Origin of the sequence: Sphingomonas sp. LR55 (assembly GCF_036856015.1) — a bacterium.
Classification (GTDB): domain Bacteria; phylum Pseudomonadota; class Alphaproteobacteria; order Sphingomonadales; family Sphingomonadaceae; genus Sphingomonas.
Genome location: NZ_JASPFO010000001.1, coordinates 3,261,383 through 3,280,582 on the forward strand (window position 1 = coordinate 3,261,383; position 19,200 = coordinate 3,280,582).

Annotated in this window: 15 protein-coding genes and 1 riboswitch; of the genes, 10 read left to right on the forward strand and 5 right to left on the reverse strand. The window is 61.9% G+C overall.

Annotated elements, in window-relative coordinates:
* Positions 1 to 233 precede the first annotated feature (233 nt).
* The 7 genes from QP181_RS15700 to QP181_RS15730 all read left to right on the forward strand — a co-directional run bounded on the left by QP181_RS15700 (position 234) and on the right by QP181_RS15730 (position 10,090).
* A complete protein-coding gene (locus tag QP181_RS15700; RefSeq protein ID WP_133029727.1) occupies positions 234 to 464 on the forward strand; it encodes a helix-turn-helix domain-containing protein in 231 nt (76 codons plus the stop codon).
* A gap of 213 nt (positions 465 to 677) precedes the next feature.
* Entirely contained in the window at positions 678 to 1,445 is a 768-nt protein-coding gene (locus QP181_RS15705) for a TnsA endonuclease N-terminal domain-containing protein (protein WP_333929112.1), read from the forward strand.
* Between the two features lie 133 nt (positions 1,446 to 1,578).
* A complete protein-coding gene (locus QP181_RS15710; protein WP_333929113.1) occupies positions 1,579 to 4,695 on the forward strand; it encodes a TnsB C-terminal domain-containing protein in 3,117 nt (1,038 codons plus the stop codon).
* Complete coding sequence (locus tag QP181_RS15715) at positions 4,692 to 6,539, forward strand: TniQ family protein (RefSeq protein ID WP_333929114.1); 1,848 nt, start codon at positions 4,692 to 4,694, stop codon at positions 6,537 to 6,539. Before QP181_RS15710 ends, QP181_RS15715 begins: the two co-directional genes overlap by 4 nt.
* A 322-nt stretch (positions 6,540 to 6,861) precedes the next feature.
* Positions 6,862 to 7,947, forward strand: coding sequence for a sulfite oxidase (locus QP181_RS15720; RefSeq protein ID WP_333929115.1), 1,086 nt, complete (start codon positions 6,862 to 6,864; stop codon positions 7,945 to 7,947).
* Positions 7,947 to 8,465: a DUF202 domain-containing protein gene (locus tag QP181_RS20100; RefSeq protein WP_443027554.1), complete on the forward strand. Its 519-nt coding sequence runs from the start codon at positions 7,947 to 7,949 to the stop codon at positions 8,463 to 8,465. Before QP181_RS15720 ends, QP181_RS20100 begins: the two co-directional genes overlap by 1 nt.
* 160 nt (positions 8,466 to 8,625) lie before the next feature.
* A riboswitch (Fluoride riboswitch) is annotated at positions 8,626 to 8,702 on the forward strand.
* A gap of 23 nt (positions 8,703 to 8,725) precedes the next feature.
* Positions 8,726 to 10,090 carry a chloride channel protein gene (locus tag QP181_RS15730; protein ID WP_333929117.1) on the forward strand — a complete coding sequence of 455 codons (1,365 nt, stop codon included), beginning with the start codon at positions 8,726 to 8,728 and terminating at the stop codon, positions 10,088 to 10,090.
* 499 nt (positions 10,091 to 10,589) lie between these two features.
* On the opposite strand, the gene QP181_RS15735 is transcribed toward QP181_RS15730, so the two are convergent.
* The 5 genes from QP181_RS15735 to QP181_RS15755 all read right to left on the reverse strand — a co-directional run bounded on the left by QP181_RS15735 (position 10,590) and on the right by QP181_RS15755 (position 16,250).
* A complete protein-coding gene (locus QP181_RS15735; protein ID WP_333929118.1) occupies positions 10,590 to 11,834 on the reverse strand; it encodes a molybdopterin-dependent oxidoreductase in 1,245 nt (414 codons plus the stop codon).
* Positions 11,835 to 11,941: 107 nt separating this feature from the next.
* A complete protein-coding gene (locus QP181_RS15740; protein WP_333929119.1) occupies positions 11,942 to 13,093 on the reverse strand; it encodes a TDT family transporter in 1,152 nt (383 codons plus the stop codon).
* Positions 13,090 to 13,962, reverse strand: coding sequence for a LysR family transcriptional regulator (locus tag QP181_RS15745; RefSeq protein WP_333929120.1), 873 nt, complete (start codon positions 13,960 to 13,962; stop codon positions 13,090 to 13,092). Before QP181_RS15745 ends, QP181_RS15740 begins: the two co-directional genes overlap by 4 nt.
* 88 nt (positions 13,963 to 14,050) lie before the next feature.
* Entirely contained in the window at positions 14,051 to 15,034 is a 984-nt protein-coding gene (locus tag QP181_RS15750) for a malate dehydrogenase (RefSeq protein ID WP_333929121.1), read from the reverse strand.
* Between the two features lie 46 nt (positions 15,035 to 15,080).
* The gene (locus QP181_RS15755) at positions 15,081 to 16,250 is read right to left on the reverse strand and encodes a YncE family protein (protein ID WP_333929122.1); all 1,170 of its coding nucleotides are present in this window, start codon (positions 16,248 to 16,250) and stop codon (positions 15,081 to 15,083) included.
* 137 nt (positions 16,251 to 16,387) lie between these two features.
* Between QP181_RS15755 and copM the strand changes: the two genes are divergently transcribed.
* The 3 genes from copM (at position 16,388) to QP181_RS15770 (ending at position 19,112) form a co-directional block, all read left to right on the forward strand.
* The gene (gene copM / locus QP181_RS15760; RefSeq protein WP_333929123.1) at positions 16,388 to 16,891 is read left to right on the forward strand and encodes a CopM family metallochaperone; all 504 of its coding nucleotides are present in this window, start codon (positions 16,388 to 16,390) and stop codon (positions 16,889 to 16,891) included.
* The gene (locus QP181_RS15765; protein WP_333929124.1) at positions 16,888 to 18,306 is read left to right on the forward strand and encodes a YncE family protein; all 1,419 of its coding nucleotides are present in this window, start codon (positions 16,888 to 16,890) and stop codon (positions 18,304 to 18,306) included. The genes copM and QP181_RS15765 overlap by 4 nt, the downstream gene beginning before the upstream one ends.
* Before the next feature lie 221 nt (positions 18,307 to 18,527).
* The gene (locus QP181_RS15770; RefSeq protein ID WP_333929125.1) at positions 18,528 to 19,112 is read left to right on the forward strand and encodes a recombinase family protein; all 585 of its coding nucleotides are present in this window, start codon (positions 18,528 to 18,530) and stop codon (positions 19,110 to 19,112) included.
* Positions 19,113 to 19,200: the final 88 nt, after the last annotated feature.

The window sequence follows — 19,200 nt, forward strand, 5'->3', positions numbered from 1 at the left end:
CACTGATGAAAAATATAAAACATGATGATTTAATTTGAAGATATCGCAAAGCGAATATATCAGAGAAGGGTTACGAAATATATTTTCGTCAACACTTGTAAACAGTTTGGCCATTTATATTGACACCATAACTAATTGACGGACGCATGGTTTCATGATTCAAATCGCTTGTGGGTCGTGAGGGCAAAGCGCCGCTGCGACTTGGCGCAAACGACTTCCCAGTGAGGCAGACAATGGGCGGCGAAGATTGGCACGGGCACATCAAATGGGCGCTGGAGCGCCGTGGCACTTCGCTGTCGCAGATCGCCCGTGATTTGAGCGTCAGTCCCAGCACTGTCACCAGAGTTTCCAAAGGCCTCGTGCGCTCGCGCCGGGTGGAAGAGGCCATCGCCGCAGCGGCAGCCTTTACGCCTGCCCAGCTCTGGCCTGCGAATTATCCGCAACCAGCCGGAGGTGATCGATGATGTCGTAGCAGATAGCCGCGCGAACGCGCGGAACTATTACAAGCTACGGAAATGAAAAGGCCCCGCCGGGTGCAACCAGCGAGGCCCATAGAAGATCAAGGACCTTACTGCCCCTGATCTCCTTCATTCCGTGAAACCTGTCAAGGTTCGGCCCCCCCGGATCATGCCCCCTCACGTCCATCGCATCCGATTGCGAGATGGAAGGAACGATCGATGACATTCAAAACCACAGGCCATGCTTACGTGGCAGACCCAGCATCCAGTGCTAATAGCGCCCCGATTGCCAGTTTCACCCGCGACAAACATAGCGATGCGCATCATGTGCGGATGATCCGGGCTGACGATGGCGGCGCGCTGCGCACCTTCAACGGCGGACTCACGCATGAAAATGGCTGGTACACAAGCCGTAAGGCCGGACGTGTTCTCCACTGGCAGGGTGCGGCGCAGTACGATTTCCTGACACGCGCCGAGGTGGAGTTCACGGTGGTTCGGGTCGCGTCAGAATCTGTGCGCTTTGAATTCACGCGGCGAGGCAAAAAGCAGGTTTACACCATCGACGTCGAGCTGGTTGCACCTGATGGCACCGTCACGCTTATAGAGATCAAGCGAGATGAGCGTGATCTTGCCGATCCGGAGTATCGCGCGAAGCTGACGGCGGTTCATGAAATTTGTGATGAGCGCGGCATCCGGTTCAAGGTCATCCTCCGCCACCAGATCTGGGACAGCCTCGTTCATCGTCGCAATGTAATGATGTTTTGTTCACGCAGGTTCGTGACGATCCTACCGGAGCATTTGGAGCGTCTGGAAGCTCACGAACGGCTGGTGGGCACGAATGCTACCTTCGGAAGCGCCGCCAAAGCGATCGCGCCTAACTGCCCCCGCACCGGCGAAGCCGTGATTCAGGCGCTGACGGTTGCTCGGCGCATTGAAATCGACCTTACCCGTTCGCTCTTGGATACTACGCCGGTGACCATTCACTGAGGCGGCGGTGTCTGCCCGGGATCCAATCTCCTCAATGGTCTGGGCCACGATCCAATCTCGATCCGAAGCGCCTGTCGCCGGCATCGTTCCGATGCCGGCCACCTCCTGGCGCGTCCCGAAAGGTTAAAATTCCATGGCGCACATCCGCTTTTCTCCCGGCGCGATCGTCGATGTTCGCGGAGCCGAATATCATCCGGCCTATGCTCACGGCCGGGTCCAGCTTACCCACCTGATCACGGGCGAGATCCTCAAGTACGAGCAGAAGGACGGATCGCTCGAATTGCCGACCGTCGAGCAATTCCAGCTGATGCAGCACGGTGGAGATGCTGTGACCCGGACACCGCGTTCATCCGACACAATCCGCAATTACAACGATAGCGCAGAATGGACACGCGATCAGGCGGGTGCGATCTCTTCCCGCGCTTTGCGCATGGCGACTGCCTGCCAGATGCTGGACGAACGGGGCGTTCCGCAAGGCATCGGCGCTATTGAGGCCGCCCTCGACGATTGCTGGACGCCCGAGTTGGCCCATCAATTCGGACAAAAACCTTCTGCATCGTCGGTGAAGAATTGGCGAAAGAACCGCGGCACCATCGGAAATCGCCATCCTCGTCACATGGTTCCGCTGTCCGGCAGGCGCATCCTTCGTTCGCCCAACGGCAGCATCGATCAGCAGCTCCTCTGGACATGCGTGCTCGAGGGCAGGAAGGCGGGGCGCAACGTCGCGGACATCCATGCCGATTATGCCTATCAGCTCAATCTGGTGAATGACGGGCGTCACCCATCCATTGACAAGCCGCACGAGCCTTTTGAGGTCTGTTCAGAGCGCACCGTGCGACGCCGTTTCAACGAACTAGAGTCGGACAAGACCTTGGCCACCTCCATAGAGGTAGAGGCGGTCAAACAGGATTGGTTAGGAGCGGGCAAGCCGCTCGCGGCTGATTTCGTCATGCAGTATGTGATAGTGGATCACACTTGGCTCGACGTACATGTCGTATGTCCGGCCCTTCAGATGGTTCTTGGACGACCGTGGTTGACACTCGCTATCGACGTCAAAAGTCGCGCCATCGTTGGCCATCTTATCACCTTCCAAGATCCGTGCCGATGGTCGGTCAGCGAGATATTGCGGCGCATCGTGCTGCCCAAACGTCCCCCGCCGGCCATGACAAGCCGATATCCGGTTCTTGCAATGCTTTGCGGCAAGCCGGGCTGCCTGATCCTCGATAACGCCGTCGAATTTCGTAGCCACACGCTCGAAGCGGCAGCGCGGGATGCGGGATTTTCCGTTCGGTTCTGCCCGATCAAGCAGCCAACCTACCGAGCGATCGGCGAGCGTGCGATCAAAACCCTGAATGATCAGACAACCCGTCTGCTGCCAGGGCGAGCATTAACGCTGAACGATGCCAGACGTTGGGGTTACGACGCCGAGGCTCAAGCCATCGTCATGCTCGATGAGCTGGAGGCGATCGCGAACCAGATCATAGCATCGTACAATGTCGAGCCGCATGACGGCCTGGGTAGCCAGCAGCCCGCGCTGGTATTCGAACGAGACATCAATCGCTTCGGCATCAACGACTTCGCGGACTTTGCATCATTTTCACGCGACGTGATGGAGGTACGCTCCGGCGCACAGCTTTCTCCCTCCGGCATCCGCGCCTTTAACCTGCGCTATCATGAGATTCAGGCGGTGCCGGAACTGTTGCGCGACCTCGTGCCCATCGAGCCGCGCCGCCAGCGGCGCAGCGATGCCACCGCGACCGTCGAGTTCCGCTACGACAGTATGGATATCAGTCGCATCCATGTCTGGAATCGCAAGACCCGCAAATATGTCGAACTAACGTGCGCAGATGAGAGATACAGCAGCGGCATGCCCTTGTGGCTGCACGAGCAGATCGAACGCGAGGCGCAAAAGCAGGGGTTGGCGTTCAACACGCAGGAGGAGCGGATGAACGCCCGCGGGCATCTCATTGACGCTATCCGTAACATCAGCCCTGGCGACCTTGCAGCTTCACGAAAGCGCCTGGCCACCCTCATCGAAGTGCCACGCATAAGGCAAACTACAGGAAACATCGTTGATCTGGTTCAAGCGACGCCCTCTTCGGTAACGCTTGGCGATTTCATCGCCAATGACCGCGCACGGTTGACCTCGCTCGACCAGGACATCCTCTCATCACGACCTGATCCGCGTACCAAACCGGCCAAATCGGCGCTCGAACGTCGCCGTGAGCATGCTGCGACGGGGCAAATCGAACTCGACGCCCCGGCTCGCAAGCGCCGGCTGCCTATGACCAAGGGGGTACCAATGACCGAACGGTTCAGCTCTGCCCCCGAGCAGGAGACGACCGCCAGCGCAGCCACCCGCGTCGGCAAGGCCAAGGCGCGGTTTGATGCCATTCGCGTAGATTACCCACCTCAGACGGCGGTTGTTGCAGCGCTTGATGAAATGCGCATTGCAGCGATAGGCCGTCCGGCACACGCTTCTTGCGGGGGAGCCATGATTGTCGCGCCCCATGGTTGCGGCAAAACCGAGTCCATCGTTGCACTTCGCCGTCTCCTGGAAATATCGGCCGACGAGGGCTGCAAACCGTTGCTCCATGTCGAGACAGCTGGGGCAGGGACGACCGACTCCCTGCCAACCTCAATCCTGCAGGCTCTCGGAGCAGCTAGGCCGGACGTTGGCACCGAAAAGGCGCGCTGGCCAAGAGCGATCGCTGAGATGCGACGCTGCGGTGTGCAGATCGTCGTCTTCGATGAGTTCAACCGCGCCGCACGTAGACCTCGAATGAGCCGTTCGATCGCCACGGCAATCCGCGAAAAGATCATGGACGCTGGTATCGCGCCGGTAGCCTTTGTCGGCTCGGAAGATGCCGGTTCGGTCCTGGCCCAAGTACCTGAATTGATGGAGCGGCTTGACGATGACATCGATCTGTCGCCGCTACGCTGGGACACGAAAGGAGACCGCGCCCTCTTCGTAAGCTTCCTGGCCGATCTGGACGATGCGATGGTGGATGCAGGCATTCTGGCTTGCCTGTCGGGTCTTACGCACGAGGGTATTGCGCGACCGCTTTGGGAAGCATCGGCGGGCAGGGTGCGGCGCATCTGCAAGATCGTGCGTGCCGCCATGGCGGTTGCCCTGCACGATGGCCGGGGCTCCATCGATCGGAACGATTTGGCAGAGGCAGTCGATAGCTACTGCATCCCCCGTGATTTCTGCCTGAGCAACCCGTTTCTCAGGCAGGCTGGGCAATGAGCACCGCTCTTTCGCCTTGGCGCGTAACGCGCGTCCTTCCGATAATCCCGGGGGAATCGTTGGATGGCTATGTCGCGCGCGTTGCGGCGGCTCATCACATGCCGCGAATGGCGAAGATCACCGAGGTCACGGGTGACATTCAATCGGACCGCCCTCATGCCTCCTTCTGCGACGATACGGGTCTGGAAATCCTTGCCGACTGTCTGGGGGTCAGTCCTGAAATCACCCGGTTGCATTCCCCGCTATGGTCACCCGATGCAAGAATGCTCAATCTCTTCGGGACGGTCGTACCTCGGGAATTTCTACAATTTTCCTACAGGCGCTTTTCACCCAAGGCATTGTCGATGTCCGCGCATCATCGTGGCCTATGGCAGGTCCGCCAACTCCCGATATGCACTGAAACATGGGAGTATCTTGAAGAGCACTGTCCGAACCCGTCCTGCCGTCGCCGTCAGATCTGGCGACGCACCGCAGGCATCGACCTATGTGATTATTGCGCAGAACCACTTACGCGGGCCCAGGCAATACCAGTGCCCGAAAACCTGCGTGAATGTCTCGGGATGCTCGTCGGCTTGATACACCATGACCCGGACAGGCGACGAATCGCCCGGTGTCATCTGCCACCTGATTTGGCCGAGTTGAACGGTGGACATCTGCTCGAACTCGCTTGCACGCTCGCTCCAGTCGTCGACCGGCGGGTGACTTCCTTGTTCGGCGACAGATCGCTTTGTCTCGACAGCGCCCGGAACCATGTCGTTCCGGCCCTTGCAGCGACATGGCCCTTTCTAGCTGGCTGGCCTGGCGCGATCGAGCAGCATGTCGCCGAAAAGCTTAACGTCGGTGGTCGCGAGAAAGGTGGGAGTACCCGCAAAGCATTTTATCGAGTGCTGTGCGATCGCGACGATCCGCGACTGTCGCCTGTCGTCCAGAAGGTTCTTTCCCAACTCGTTGAGCGATGCCGGGCCGCACGCTCAAGTGGCGTTACCATCGCGGAAATGACGAAATTGACCGGTGCGGACCGGCCAACCCTTTTCGAAATGCGCAAAGCGGGCAAGCTGCCTTCGTTCCTGGCGCTCGACGGGATCAGGTTGCAGGTTCTCGTCGATCGAGAAGCGGTGGCGCCAATGCTCACCCGCAAAAAGACTCGCCGGCGTTTAGTTCATGCCGCCGAGATGCTCGGTACGCCGACGTACGCTATCCGCGAATTGGCTCATCTCGGCTTGGTAGCAGTTGCATCCGTACCGCCGGGCCGTGGAGACTCTCAGCAGCTCGCAGTGTGCCGAGACAGTTTGGAGGCCTTCCACGGCAAGTTGTCTCGCCGTTTAAGCCCGTCAAAAGGGGAGTATCCAATTAGGCTTACAGAGGCAATGCGGGGGATTGGCGGTTATTCAAAGCCCTGGGCGAGAGTGCTTGAAGCGATTGCGGAGGGCGACTTGGCGGCAAGCTCGGTTGATGGGGACGAGCCATTGGCGCAACGTATAACGGTTAGATCTGAGAGCATTCTCTTACTCGAATGTTTTCAGCAGACCGAAGGCATGGATTGGAGCGGCTGCATGGTAACAAAATCCGACCTTGCTGAAATGATGAACATCAGCCCCCCGCATTTTAGTCGCCATTCGGAGTTCCTGCTTGGGCCCGGTCCCGCTTTTCGGGAGATAACTATGGATACGGCCCATGAATTAGCCCGAAGGTATATCAGCACGAGTGAGATGAGCCGAAAATTAGGTTTGTACCGGCGCGCAGTTGGCAATTTCGCTAGAACTCATGGGGTTAAACCTCAGGCTTCGGGCTTGTTCAGCCGTACTGAGGCCGAACAGCTCTTACCGGGTCTGCTCGTTAGCTGACACCGTGGTAGGAACCACAGCGGCATGATCGTTGCAGCCCTTCGCCGCTTAACCCGTTTGTCGCGCATCTGCGATGGCGACAGGGTTTTCCGTCATCCCTAGTACCTAGCGACGACTTTTGGGACAAAGCCGTCGTAGCAAGTCCAGCCACATCGCGACGATCTACGGGAAAGGCTGTCTGGCGCTCGGCGCCTTTCGCGCGACGGCATGGTGATCGCTCCCCCGCCGTCTAGAAAGGGATAGGCTATCGAAAGAGTCTGGGTGACATCGCCCAGCAAAACGATCGATTTCGCTACTGATTTCATCATGGTAGGCCGCTTGCATGACCGCATCCGATCGCGCCGAACAGAATCTGATCCTCCGCTGTCCGGAGCCGCTCAATGCGGAAACGCCCCCGGATAAACTGATCACGTCCTTCCTGACGCCGCAGGCGAACTTCTACATCCGCAGCCACGGACCTACGCCGGAGCTGGCCGACGATCATCGTATAGCGCTGGACGGCTTAGTCGACCGCCCGCGCTCCTACACGGTTGCCGAACTTCAAACGGCATTTGCGACCCGGACAGTGACCGCGACCATGCAGTGCGCCGGCAATCGTCGGGCACATCTTCAAGACGTGGAGAAGACTTCGGGCGATCCCTGGGACGTGGGCGCGATCGGCAATGCGGCGTGGACCGGCGTCGCACTGTGCGACGTGCTCGCCGCAGCCGGCATCCAGGACGGCGCGTCGTTCGTCGGCACTACGGGGGCCGACAACGTGGATGTCGATGGTGAGACAGCACTGTTCGGTGCCTCGATCTCGATCGCCAAGGCGCTAGAGCCCGACGTGCTGATCGTCTGGGCCATGAATGGCGAGGCGCTGGCCCCCGAACATGGCGCACCGCTGCGGCTCGTCGTGCCGGGTTATGCGGGCGTTCGTAGCGCCAAGTGGCTGACGCGCATCGAGGTGCGCGATCGCCCGTCCGATGCGCCGATCCAGGCCAAGGACTACAAGCTCTTTCCGGCATCGGTAGCGAAGGAGGACGCGGACTGGGATCGGGGTCTGACTATCGAGGAGATGCCGCTCAATGCTGCGATCTGCGCGCCGGTGGACGGCGCGCATGTCAGCGCCGGCGCGTGCGAAATCGCGGGTTATGCGGTCGCCTTCGGCCGAGCGGTCTCGCGCGTCGAGGTCTCCGTCAATGGCGGCACCGACTGGCTGCAGGCGGAACTGACTGCAAAACCCGATGCGCCTTGGAGCTGGACGCAGTGGCACGTCACGGTCGATCTGTCTCCCGGACTCCACGTCCTGATCGTGCGCGCCGTTGACGGTGCCGGGCAGATGCAGCCCGAACGGCCCGAGGCGATCTGGAACTTCGCCGGCTATCTCTCGACTGCCTGGCATCGCATCGCCGTTACCGCTGGCTGATGGACGCGCCGCACGACGCCGATCGGGCCCATGCGAAGCTGGCGGAGAGCGCGAGCAAGCTGAAGGACAGCGCAGTCCAGCAGGTGGACAGCGCCGACCGTCGCACAGAGCTTGCCGCGGACCGCACCATCCTCGCCGGCGAACGCACCTATGCTGCCTGGGTACGTACCGGACTGGCGGCGCTCGCTTCCGGTATCGGCGCGCGCGCTGCTCAAGGACGTCGTGTTCCCGTGGCTGGCGACGGCGACCGGGACCATGCTGATCTTGTTCAGCGCCTTTTGCTTCGCCGCTGCGGTGTGGCGAGAGATGGGCGCAGGCGCCCCGCCGCCACGACCGGACATCAAGCGCCTGCCAGCGACGTTGCTCCTAGTGATGAACGGGTTTCTCATGCTCGTGTCACTGGCCGCGCTCGTCGGCATCTGGACGGCACGCTCGTAGCAGCCATCCCTAGGTTTGCTGCGAGCCGATCAGACCCCGCAGCGCATCCGCGGCTTTCGTGCGGTATCACCCCCTTGTGACGAAGCCCAAAAACGACGTGGGCCAAAGCCGATCGGTCCCGCATGCAGCGTACCCGGGGTCGGTACATAATAACGGGCTTAGATAGACGCTGCCGACTGCCCGGTCCGAGCATTTGCCCGACCAACATGCCCATTGACGGTTGGGGCAAACGTCTCATAGATCGACTTTGGCAATGGATTTCTGCCGGGCAATTTGGCCGAACCGCTCTGATAAGAGCTGATGATTCCTACTTGGCGCCTTCAGGCAGCAAGGAGGAATTGTGCGCGCTGCCTTTCGCAATCTCGTCGGCACGCTGAACGTCGCGGCATTCATGCGCGATCGTCACGACCATGCGATCTCTGTCCTGCGCTGGGCGCTGATCTTGCTGCCCATGGCGGCACTCGTCGGGACGCTATGTGCGGCGTTCCTGCTGAGTCTCGATACCGTTACGCGACTGCGGTTTGCGTCGCCTTGGCTGCTCTATCTGCTGCCGGTGGGCGGGTTCGTTGTCGGATTACTGTACCATCTCACCGGGCGCTCGGTGGAGGGCGGCAACAACCTGATCGTGGAGCAGATCCACGAGCCTGGTGGCGGGGTGCCTCTGCGGATGGCGCCGCTCATCTTCTTCGGCACAGTGGTGACGCATCTTTTCGGTGGCTCGGCCGGACGTGAGGGCACCGCCGTCCAATTGGGCGGAAGCCTTGCCAGCGGTTTCGGCCGCGCGCTCCGCCTCGATGCGGGCGGCACGCGCATCCTGTTGATGACGGGTATCGCAGCCGGGTTCGGCGCGGTCTTCGGCACGCCGATCGCAGGCGCGGTCTTCGCGCTCGAAGTGCTGGCGATCGGCCGCGTCGAATACTCCGCGCTAGTGCCTTGCCTCGTTGCGGCGCTGGTCGGAGATTGGACGTGCCTCGCCTGGGGTATCCATCACGGTGTCTACCCGATCGGCGCGTCGATACCGGTCGATGCGCTGCTCGTGACGAAGGCAGGTGTTGCGGGGATCATATTCGGACTGGTTGGTCTGGCCTTCGCCGAAGCCAACCACCTGGTCGGGGGATGGCTCAAGCGGATTGTTCCCTATGGTCCGCTACGTCCAGTGATCGGCGGGGTCTTCGTTATCGCGCTCGTCTTCTTGTTCGGCACGCGCGACTATCTGGGCCTGGGTGTCCTGGCAGCGAGGCCCGACAGCCTTACCATCGCCAGCTTCTTCGGACCGGACGCGCATCCGTGGAGTTGGGCGATCAAGCTCCTGTTTACCGTCGTTACGCTCGGCGCGGGTTTCAAAGGCGGTGAAGTCACGCCGTTGTTCTTCATCGGCGCAGCGCTCGGTAACGCGCTGGCGCCTTTCTTGGGCGTGCCGACGGGCCTGTTCGCCGCGATCGGCTTTGTCGCGGTCTTTGCCGGGGCCGCCAATACCCCGCTCGCCTGCACCTTCATGGGAATCGAACTGTTCGGCGCCGGCTATGCGGTGCCGATCGCCGTCGCCTGTTTCGTGGCCTATCTCTGCTCGGGCCACAACGGCATCTACCTGTCGCAGCGCGTTGCGATACCCAAGGTGCCCGCGAACGGCCTTGCCCCCAATGCAACACTGCGCGAGACACGTACACGCTGCACAGCACTTCGCGCGCAGAACCGCGTGCCGTGAGTTGATGGGCCTAGCCTGATCCCCCGATACGTCGGGCGCAGCCTTCGGATCGGGGTCTTGCGCCTTGCCCTTCGCGGCGCCCGGCTGCTTTGCGCTCATGGCGGTCAGATAAGCAACGATCGCCGGCACGTCAGCCTGTGCAACGGGAGCCTTGTAGACCTCGCGCATCTTGGTGACCTCCGCGGTCCACTGATCGGAAGAGAGTGGCGGCTGGTTCAGCGCCATGCTCGCCGAATGACACGAGGTGCAGTTGGCGTTGATGACGTCGGCATGCGGGCCGGCGGGATATTGGCCTTCGTCGGTCGGGAGATCGACCGTAGTGGACGCCAGCGAGAAGCCGCGCGCCGAGACGCTTGGCGGCGGTGGTGCGGTCGGGGCGGCAGGCGGCGGGGCGACGCGGCTGTTCGGGGCACCGATCGCGAGCAGAAGAACGACGGTCGCGCCGACGAACCCGAACGACAGCGTGCCGATGGAAGGCGTTTTCATGGGGGAGCGCTCCTCAGCCGACGACGATGTTGGTGGTTTCGATGTTGCCGCGCATGAACCCGCCCGGGTTCCAGATCGGCGTCATCGGCTGCGCGATGCCGGCGGTGTTCCAGCAGCGCGACATCAGTCTGGTCGGACCCGCATGCGTGAGCGGCACCTGCGCGTCCCAGCGGCGGAAACTGTATTTGCCGTGATCGGGGCCGAGCGTCGTCTTGTACCAGGTCTTGCCGTTGTCGGTCGACACATCGACCTTGGCGACGCCGCAATCGCCGCCCATCGCAATGCCGCCCAGCGGGATCGACCGGTCGAACGCGATCGCCTGCCCTTCGTCGAGGCTCGTGACCCAACTGCGCGGGATCATCTTGTTGATCGGGACGGCCGGGAAATCCTTCTGGCCAGGCCGCACGTTCGCGCCTGGAGTGTCAGGGATCTTGTACGCCTTAGCCATCCAGTAACCGTCGTCGGGCGCGGCAAGCACCTCGATGTCGTTCAGCATCTTGACCCAATAGGTCGAATACCAGCCGGGTACGATTAGCCGGACCGGGAAGCCGTTGAGGAGCGGCACCTGTTCGCCGTTCATCCCGAAGGCGAGCATCACTTCGCCGTCGCGTGCGTGGTCGATCGACAGCGACTTGGCGAAATCCGGTGCGCCCGCAACCACCGGCTGGTCGAGCGCACCGAACCGTACCGCGACCGCGCCCGGCTTCACGCCGGCGATGTCGAGCACATCGCGCAGCCGCACGCCTAGCCATTTGGCGTTGCCCATCGCCCCGTGGCGCCACTGCGCGCCCGCGACGGGCGGCTGGAACAGCGCACGCGAATTGCCCGAGCATTGGTTGATCGCCGCCAGCTCGACGCGCGGCAGCTTCAGCAGTTGCGCGAGCGAGATCGACAGCGGCCGCGTGACCGCGCCGTGCACCTTGATCCGGAATGCCTCGACATCGATCGCGGTCGGAATGTCGGCCCAGTGCCAGCGGACGAAGAACTGGTCGTTCGGCGTAAAGACGTCGCCATTGAACACGCTCATCGGCGTTTCCAGCAGCGGCGGGTGGATCCGCTGGAGGATCATGCTGCCCTTGCCGGGGAACGCACTGGTCATCGGCCGTTCCGATGGGCCACCCGGCAGATGCAGGTCGACCATGCTCTGCGCCAGCGCGGGTGCGGCGATCAGCGCGCCGCTGCCGATCGCAGCCTCTGCGAGAAAGCGACGGCGGTTCGTCTCCTGCGCCAGTTTCATATCCAGGCTGTCCACCAACATTCTCCCGTTTCTGTCATGATCTGTATGCGCGACCTGTCCGCCGGTCTGCCCGGTACGGGTCGATCGGATGCGCCGGTTCGATCCGGCAGGACGATCAGTTCGGCCCTTTAATTGGCTTGGGCGATGCAGGGCGACACGAACAGGTTTCCGCGCCAGCCGCCTGCGACCGTCTTGGCGCCGACCAGCAGCCACATCGCGGCGAGTGCGATCGTGAGGACGGTGCCGACGATCCCGAAAAAGCCGAGCTGGAGCGTCGTGCTGAGCTTGAAGGTCGCGACCGTGTAGACGCCGAGCGGGAAGGTATAGCCCCACCACCCAAGGTTGAACGGGATACCCGCGCGCCAGTAGCGGATCGTGATCAGCGTCGCGAGCGCCAGCCACCACAGGCCGAAGCCCCAGAGCAACAGCCCGGCGATCGTGCCGATTCCTTGCGCCACTGCGCCGATCTGGCCGAAGCCGTTGGCGGCGAGGATCGCGGGCGCGTCGCTACCGAGCACCAGCATCCCGAGCGCACCGGTGCCGATCGGACCGAGCGCGAGCCAGCTCGAGGCGGCCATGCTCTCGTGCGGCAGCTTGTGGAGAGCCATCCGCAGGATCAGGATCGCAAGAATGCCGAACGCGACCGGCACCGAATAGGCCCACAGGACATAGGAGGTCGCCAGCACAACGAACTGATGATGGGCGTCCGCCAGATGCGGTGCGAGCAGGCCTCCGCTCGCGCCTGCGACCTCGGCCGCGACCACTGGCAGGAGCCACACCGCGGTCATGCCGTCGAGCGAATGTTCGTGCCGGGTAAACATGAGGTAGGGGATCGCTACACCGCAGGCGAGCGACATCGCGACGTCGATCCACCACAATGTCTCGGCGATCGGGATCACGCCGGCGCCGAACCGCGGCAGGCCGAACGCCAGGAACCCGTTGATGATCGTCGCGAGGCCCATCGGGATCGTACCGATGAACATTGATACGGTGTTGTGCCCGAAGATGCGCCGCGCCTCGTGCCCGAACATCGTCCAGCGCGCGGTGTAGAGCCCAACGAACAGCGTGAAGAGCGCGATGTTGAAATACCACAGTGCCTCGCCGACCCGATGCAGCGATGCGCCGACCCCCGGAACCTGCGGCAAGGCCAGCGCGAGGATGCCGGTGCCCATCGTCGCGGCGAACCAGTTGGGGGTGAACTGCCGGATCATCTCGCGTGGAGAGTCGAGCCGGCTGAGCGGCTTCAGGCCATCGAGAACGGGTTTCAAATCGGCGGTCACTTGCCAGTCTCCTTGATGAGATCGGTCAGCGCATCGGCCGCCCGGGTACGATAGCGCTCTTTGTGCCTCAGCGCGTAGAACGGACGCCGCGGCAGACCGAGCGGCAGATCGTGCAACGTTCCGGCCGCGATTGCAGGTGCGACGACATGCTGCGACAGGACCGCGACGCCTGCGCCAGCCTCGACCGCGCTGCGGACCGCCTCGTTCGACGGCAGGGTCAGCGCGGTGGTGAGGTCCGACGGATCGACGCCGCGCTGGCGCAACACCTCCTCGAACGACGAGCGCGTGCCCGATCCCTGCTCGCGGACAATCCAGCGCGCGGCGCGGATCCAGTCCTCGTCGATCGTGTCGGCAGCGCGGTTGCTAACCAGCACCATGCGGTCGTTCGCGACCGTCCAATGCGCGAGCGCGGGCTCGTCGATCACACCTTCGACGAAGCCGAGCTCGACTGCGCCGTCGAGCACGCGCGCCGCGGCCCCTTCCGTGTTGTCGATCGCCAGTTCGATCGTGATCGCGGGGTAGCGCGCATGGAACCCCGCTAGCTGGCGGGGTAGCCAATAGCCCGCGATCGTCTGGCTTGCGACCAGCCGCAGTGTGCCGCGCTCCAGCCCGGCATATTCGGCCAGTGCAAGTTCCGCGCTCGCCGCACGGCCAAGGACGGCGCGCGCGTCGATCAGAAACATGCGGCCCGCTTCGGACAGTTCGATCCCGCGGCCGACCCGGTGGAACAGCGGCACGCCGTGCCGAGCTTCTAGCGCGGCGATGGCAGCGCTTGCGGCCGACTGCGTCACATTGAGCGCTTCGGCAGCGCGCGTCATGTGCTCGCGCTCTGCGACACCGACGAAAATCCTGAGTTGTTCGAGGGTCATGCCCGATCTCCTTGCCCCAATGATAGGGAAAGGAGATCAATCGAACCAACCGAAGATTACCGTCATTCCAATCAGATATACCGATTGGTCATTTCAGAATGTCGATAACCGCCTCACGTTCATCGACCAGTTCGGCAATCGTGCGATCGAGCATCGATCGCTGGAACGGATCGAAGGTAAGGCCTTCGATAAGCGCATACCCACCGCTCATGCAGTGCACCGGCACGCCGCACACCAGTCCTTGCGGGATACCGTAGGAGCCATCTGACACCACGCCCATCGACACCCAATTATCGCCTGCGCCGTGCACCCAGTCGCGCAGATGGTCGATCGCTGCATTTGCGGCCGACGCGGCCGAGGACGCACCCCGTGCTTCGATGATCGCGGTTCCGCGCTGCGCAACGGTGGGGATCAGGGTTTCGCGGTACCAGGCCTCGTTTCCGATACGGTCGGCAAGCTTTTGGCCGTCGAGTTCGGCATTCCCCCAGTCGGCAAACATCGTCGGCGAATGGTTTCCCCAGACGACGAGCTTTGTAATCGCATCGACACCGACACCCGCCTTGGCCGCAAGCTGTCCCTGCGCGCGGTTGTGATCGAGGCGGATCATCGACGTGATGTTTTCGGCAGGGAAACCCGGTGCGCTTTGCGCAAGGATCCAGGCATTTGTGTTGGCGGGATTGCCGACGACCAGGATCTTGGCGTCACGTTTGGCCACTGCGTCCAATGCTGCACCCTGCGTCTTGAAGATCGCTGCGTTGGCAGCGAGCAAATCACGGCGCTCCATGCCCTTTGAGCGGGGACGAGACCCAACCAGCATGGCCGCATCGATGTCCTTGAAAGCCACCATCGGATCATCAGTAATGATCACACCTGCCAGTAGCGGGAACGCGCAATCCTCCAGTTCCATGACCACGCCGCCTACGGCGTCCATCGCCTGCGGCACGTCGAGCAGTTGAAGGATAACGGGCTGGTCCGGTCCGAACACGTCACCCTGCGCGACCCGGAAGAGCAGCGAATAGCAAATTTGTCCTGCGGCACCGCTGATCGCGATCCTGACGGGGGGCTTGGTCATTTTGGAAAGGGCTTTCCTTGGGAAATTACAGACGGTGTAAGACCGATCAACGCGTCGCCAGGGCAAGCGCCGCATCGCGCCCGGATGGCACCAGATTGGCGAGACCTTTTCCTGATCGCACGGCACCAGGAACGTAGATCAGGCTTTGCGCATCCGTACTGATCGGGATTGTCGACACGGTGGTGTACGTCAGCGTGTCGATCCCAGCGACCTTGTTGGTTCCGGCCAGGCTGGCATAGATCCTCGTACCATCGCCCGACGGCCAAACCGCACTCGGAGCCGCTTGTAGCGGGACGGTTGCCACAGCCTCCAGGCTGTCGGTTCTATAGACCTTGATTGCAGGTTGATCGCCGCCAACGCTGACATAGGCAAAGGAATCGTCTGCGCGCTGGGCGAAGTTGACCGCGCCCGTTGCTGGACCAGTGTTTATCACTTCGCGTAGCGCAAACGGCGGTTTGGCAGCAAAGACCGTGGTCGTGCCGCTCTCGCGGCGTGTCGCCCAGATCTGTTTGCCATCTGGCGAGACCGCGATTGCTCCCGCACCTGCACCGGTGCTGGCAACGTGTCCGACGACGCGCCGATGCTCGACGTCGACAACCAGGATGGACGGCCTTTCAGTAAGCGATACAAAGGCATAGCGTCCGTTTGGTGACAGGATGGTCGCGCCCGCTCCGCCACTTGCTGGTACGCGGGTGATCTCCCGCGCGGTCTTAGGATCCACGACCGCGATGGCATGTTCATCGCCGAGCGAAACCCAGAGTTCGTGCCCATTGGGCGTAAACGCGACGGCGGTAGGCGACGTCTGGAACACGGTCCGGCCTCGTTCCGTGTTCGTGGCCAGATCTACGAGCGTCACACTGTGCTGCGCTGATACCGATACCGCCAGGGTCCGCCCGTCACGCGTTGCAGCCAGGTGCTGGACGTTCGGGCTGGAAAAGCTGGGCTCAGCTATCGCGCTCTTGGCGAGGTCGATGCGTCCCAGTTCGTTGCCCGCTGCAGGATCGATGACAACGATCTTCGTCGATGTAGGGTCAGACACATAGATCCGGTCATGATGGCTGAGGTCGATATCAGCCTTCGACCACGGTGCCTGAACCGCCTTGATATCGTAGGGAAAGTCGTCCGCCGCAGGTGCAGCCCAATAGGCCTGAGCGATCACCGGGACTGGCGCTACGGAGGCCAACATCGCGGCAACCAAAACGATCGCAGCTTTCATCGTTTGATCCTTATCGCGGATCCGGCGGGTGATCGTGCCAGTCCGATGCCGTTAGATCGACCGATATGTCCCCTGCGTCCAACGCATGGTCGCGATGGTTTCAATACGAAAACGCGATCATAGATCGCCTACCGTTCTTGTTAGATGATCAGAACAACCATGCTTATGCGTTGGATCGACGGCTGCGCCGCGATCATTACGCTGTCACGCTCGGCGTTGATCGCTCGCGTGTCATAAATGGGAACACTAAAGGCATGACGATGAAATTTCGCACGGCTTTGCTAACGGCGATAGCCGTGTCCGTATCGACGGGTGCTTTAGCGCAAACGGACGGTTTCGCGTCCGCAATGAATGCGGCGATGGCGCGGATGCACGGCGCGATGATGACCGGTTATTCGAGCGATCCCGATCGCGACTTCGCCAAAATGATGATCCCGCATCATCAGGGCGCGATCGACATGGCCGAAGTCGAACTGCGGTTCGGCAAGGATGAACGCCTGCGCCGGCTCGCCCAGGGAATCATCGTCGAACAGCGTCAGGAAATCGCGGTGATGCAGGGCATCTTATCCGAAGGCGGCGCGTTGCCGCCTCACACCGAACCGACCGCGACCGGTCACCCCCATCACGGAGACCGTCCATGAAGCGTTTCACCCTAACCGCCTGCGCCGCCTTGTGTTTCTCGGGCCCTGCGTTTGCACAGCAAGTGCCGAACGCGACCCCCGACGTCCCCGTCAGCGCGCACGACCGGTTCTACACTTCGGACCAGTTCTCCAACACCGTGTCGGTGATCGATCCGTCGACCAACACGCTGCTCGGCGTCATCAGGTTGGGCGACCAGACCCCCGCCAATCTCAGCCCGCTCTACAAGGGACAGCTGCTCGTCCACGGCATGGGCTTCTCGCCCGATCGCAAGACGCTAGCGGTGATCTCGATCGGGTCGAACTCGGTGACGTTCATGGACACTGCGACCAATGCCGTGAAGCACACCACCTATGTCGGTCGCTCGCCGCACGAGGCGTTCTTCCGTCCCGACGGTCGCGAAGTCTGGGTCGCGGTGCGCGGCGAGGATTATATCCAGGTGCTCGACGGTAAGACCTTCGCGCCGACCACGCGCATCCCCGTTCCTAATGGCCCCGGCATGACGATCTTTTCGCCAAACGGGAAATACGGTTACGTCTGTTCGAGCTTCTCGCCCGAGACAGTTGTGATCGACACCGCCTCGAAGAAGATCGTCGGTCGCGTCAAGCAGGCGAGCCCGTTCTGCCCTGACATCGCCGCGACGCCCGACGGTAAGCAGGTCTGGTTGACGCTCAAGGACGTCGGCAAGGTCATGGTGTTTGACGCCAAGCCACCCTTCGCAGTGCTCAAGACGTTCGATACCGGCGCGATCACCAACCACGTCAATATCGCCCGCAATAAGAACGGCCAGTTCGCCTTTGTGACGGTCGGCACCGAGAATGTCGTGAAGGTGTTCCGCACCACTGACTTTGTGCAGGTGGCGAGCATCCCGGTCGGCGCGCTCCCGCACGGCCTATGGCCGTCGGGCGACGGCACGCGGATGTATGTCGGGCTGGAGAACGCCGATGCGGTCGCGGCGATCGACACAGCAAGCAACACCGTCATCGCGACGATTCCAATCGGTCAGGGGCCGCAAGGCGTGGCATATGTTCCCGGCGCGGTGCCGGTAGGCGATGGCCGTGCAAACCTGGTGCCGCTCGCGCAGGCCGGCATGAAGATCCAGCTGACTCTATCCGGGACTGGGCGCAGCCAGGTCACGCTGTTCGATCAAGGCCAGGTCCAGATTTTGCAGGCGGCGGTTGCGGGCCTCAGCCCAAAGATGCCCTATGTCCTTGGACTATCCTCCCACGCTGACGGCAGCGGCGTGATCCAGCCTCTGGCGAAGTTCATGACCAATCCGGCGGGCGGCGCGATAGTAAACACGCTCGGACCGCTCCGCCAGATCGTCAGCGACGCGAAAGGCGACATGCGCCGTTACCTCGTCATTGCTCCGGGCGACCCGATGATGCCGGGCGCTGTTGTTCAGGTGCAAAAATGAGGATTCCGGTGAAACCTGCGATCTCTTGTCCGTATCCGGTATCTTGGTCATGACGCTGGTATAGGCTGCCGCAGCGTTTTGAGACTGTCGGAAAACACATGATAGCCGACACCCCCGTGCTACGCTTTTGCCGAACCACCCGCGCCTTAGCCCTTAATGATCGACAAACCCTGTCGCTTTGGTAGGGTGTACGAGAACATGCTTTCGAGGGTTTGTCGTACATGCTGGTCGGATATATGCGGGTTTCGTCGGCCGACGATCGCCAGACGGTCGATCTCCAGCGCGACGCGCTGGTCACGGCCGGCGTCGATCATCGTCATCTGTATACCGACAAGGCATCCGGCGCGCGCGACGATCGGCCAGGGCTGAAAACCTGTCTCGACTATCTAAACGCGGGCGACACGCTGATCGTTTGGAAACTCGACCGGCTTGGGCGCTCGCTGCCTCACCTGCTGACGATCGTCACAGACCTCAAATTGCGGGGCATCGCGTTCCGGTCGCTGACTGAGCAGATGGATACGACCACGCCGCACGGCGAATTGCTGTTCTCGCTGTTTGGCGCATTGGCGCAATATGAGCGGGCGTTGACACGCGAGCGGGTAATGGCAGGACTGGCCGCAGCCAAACGCCGAGGACGCCGAGGTGGCCGACCGCCGATGATCGAGGCCGAAACGCTCGAACGGATTACTGCCGCGTTGGAGGGAGGGGCCAGCAAGGCGTCAGTCTGCCGAAGCTTCAAGGTGCCGCGCTCGACCTTGCTCGGCACGCTTGCGCGGATCGGCTGGACCGCGCCGGTCAAGATTTAACTGAACGTAGCGACCCTACCGTTACAGCTGCCAGAACCGGGGCAACTTCGCCTTAAATCTTCGAGCTCCGGCCCAACGGCGATCGTCG

Bases quoted from the DNA above. Each gene is read 5' to 3' on its own strand.
- QP181_RS15745 (WP_333929120.1), bottom strand. From the start codon at position 13,962: ATGACCCTCGAACAACTCAGGATTTTCGTCGGTGTCGCAGAGCGCGAG.
- QP181_RS15770 (WP_333929125.1), top strand. From the start codon at position 18,528: ATGCTGGTCGGATATATGCGGGTTTCGTCGGCCGACGATCGCCAGACG.
- QP181_RS15750 (WP_333929121.1), bottom strand. From the start codon at position 15,034: ATGACCAAGCCCCCCGTCAGGATCGCGATCAGCGGTGCCGCAGGACAA.
- QP181_RS15720 (WP_333929115.1), top strand. From the start codon at position 6,862: ATGACCGCATCCGATCGCGCCGAACAGAATCTGATCCTCCGCTGTCCG.
- QP181_RS15755 (WP_333929122.1), bottom strand. From the start codon at position 16,250: ATGAAAGCTGCGATCGTTTTGGTTGCCGCGATGTTGGCCTCCGTAGCG.
- QP181_RS15705 (WP_333929112.1), top strand. From the start codon at position 678: ATGACATTCAAAACCACAGGCCATGCTTACGTGGCAGACCCAGCATCC.
- QP181_RS15765 (WP_333929124.1), top strand. From the start codon at position 16,888: ATGAAGCGTTTCACCCTAACCGCCTGCGCCGCCTTGTGTTTCTCGGGC.
- QP181_RS20100 (WP_443027554.1), top strand. From the start codon at position 7,947: ATGGACGCGCCGCACGACGCCGATCGGGCCCATGCGAAGCTGGCGGAG.
- QP181_RS15710 (WP_333929113.1), top strand. From the start codon at position 1,579: ATGGCGCACATCCGCTTTTCTCCCGGCGCGATCGTCGATGTTCGCGGA.
- QP181_RS15700 (WP_133029727.1), top strand. From the start codon at position 234: ATGGGCGGCGAAGATTGGCACGGGCACATCAAATGGGCGCTGGAGCGC.
- QP181_RS15735 (WP_333929118.1), bottom strand. From the start codon at position 11,834: ATGTTGGTGGACAGCCTGGATATGAAACTGGCGCAGGAGACGAACCGC.
- QP181_RS15715 (WP_333929114.1), top strand. From the start codon at position 4,692: ATGAGCACCGCTCTTTCGCCTTGGCGCGTAACGCGCGTCCTTCCGATA.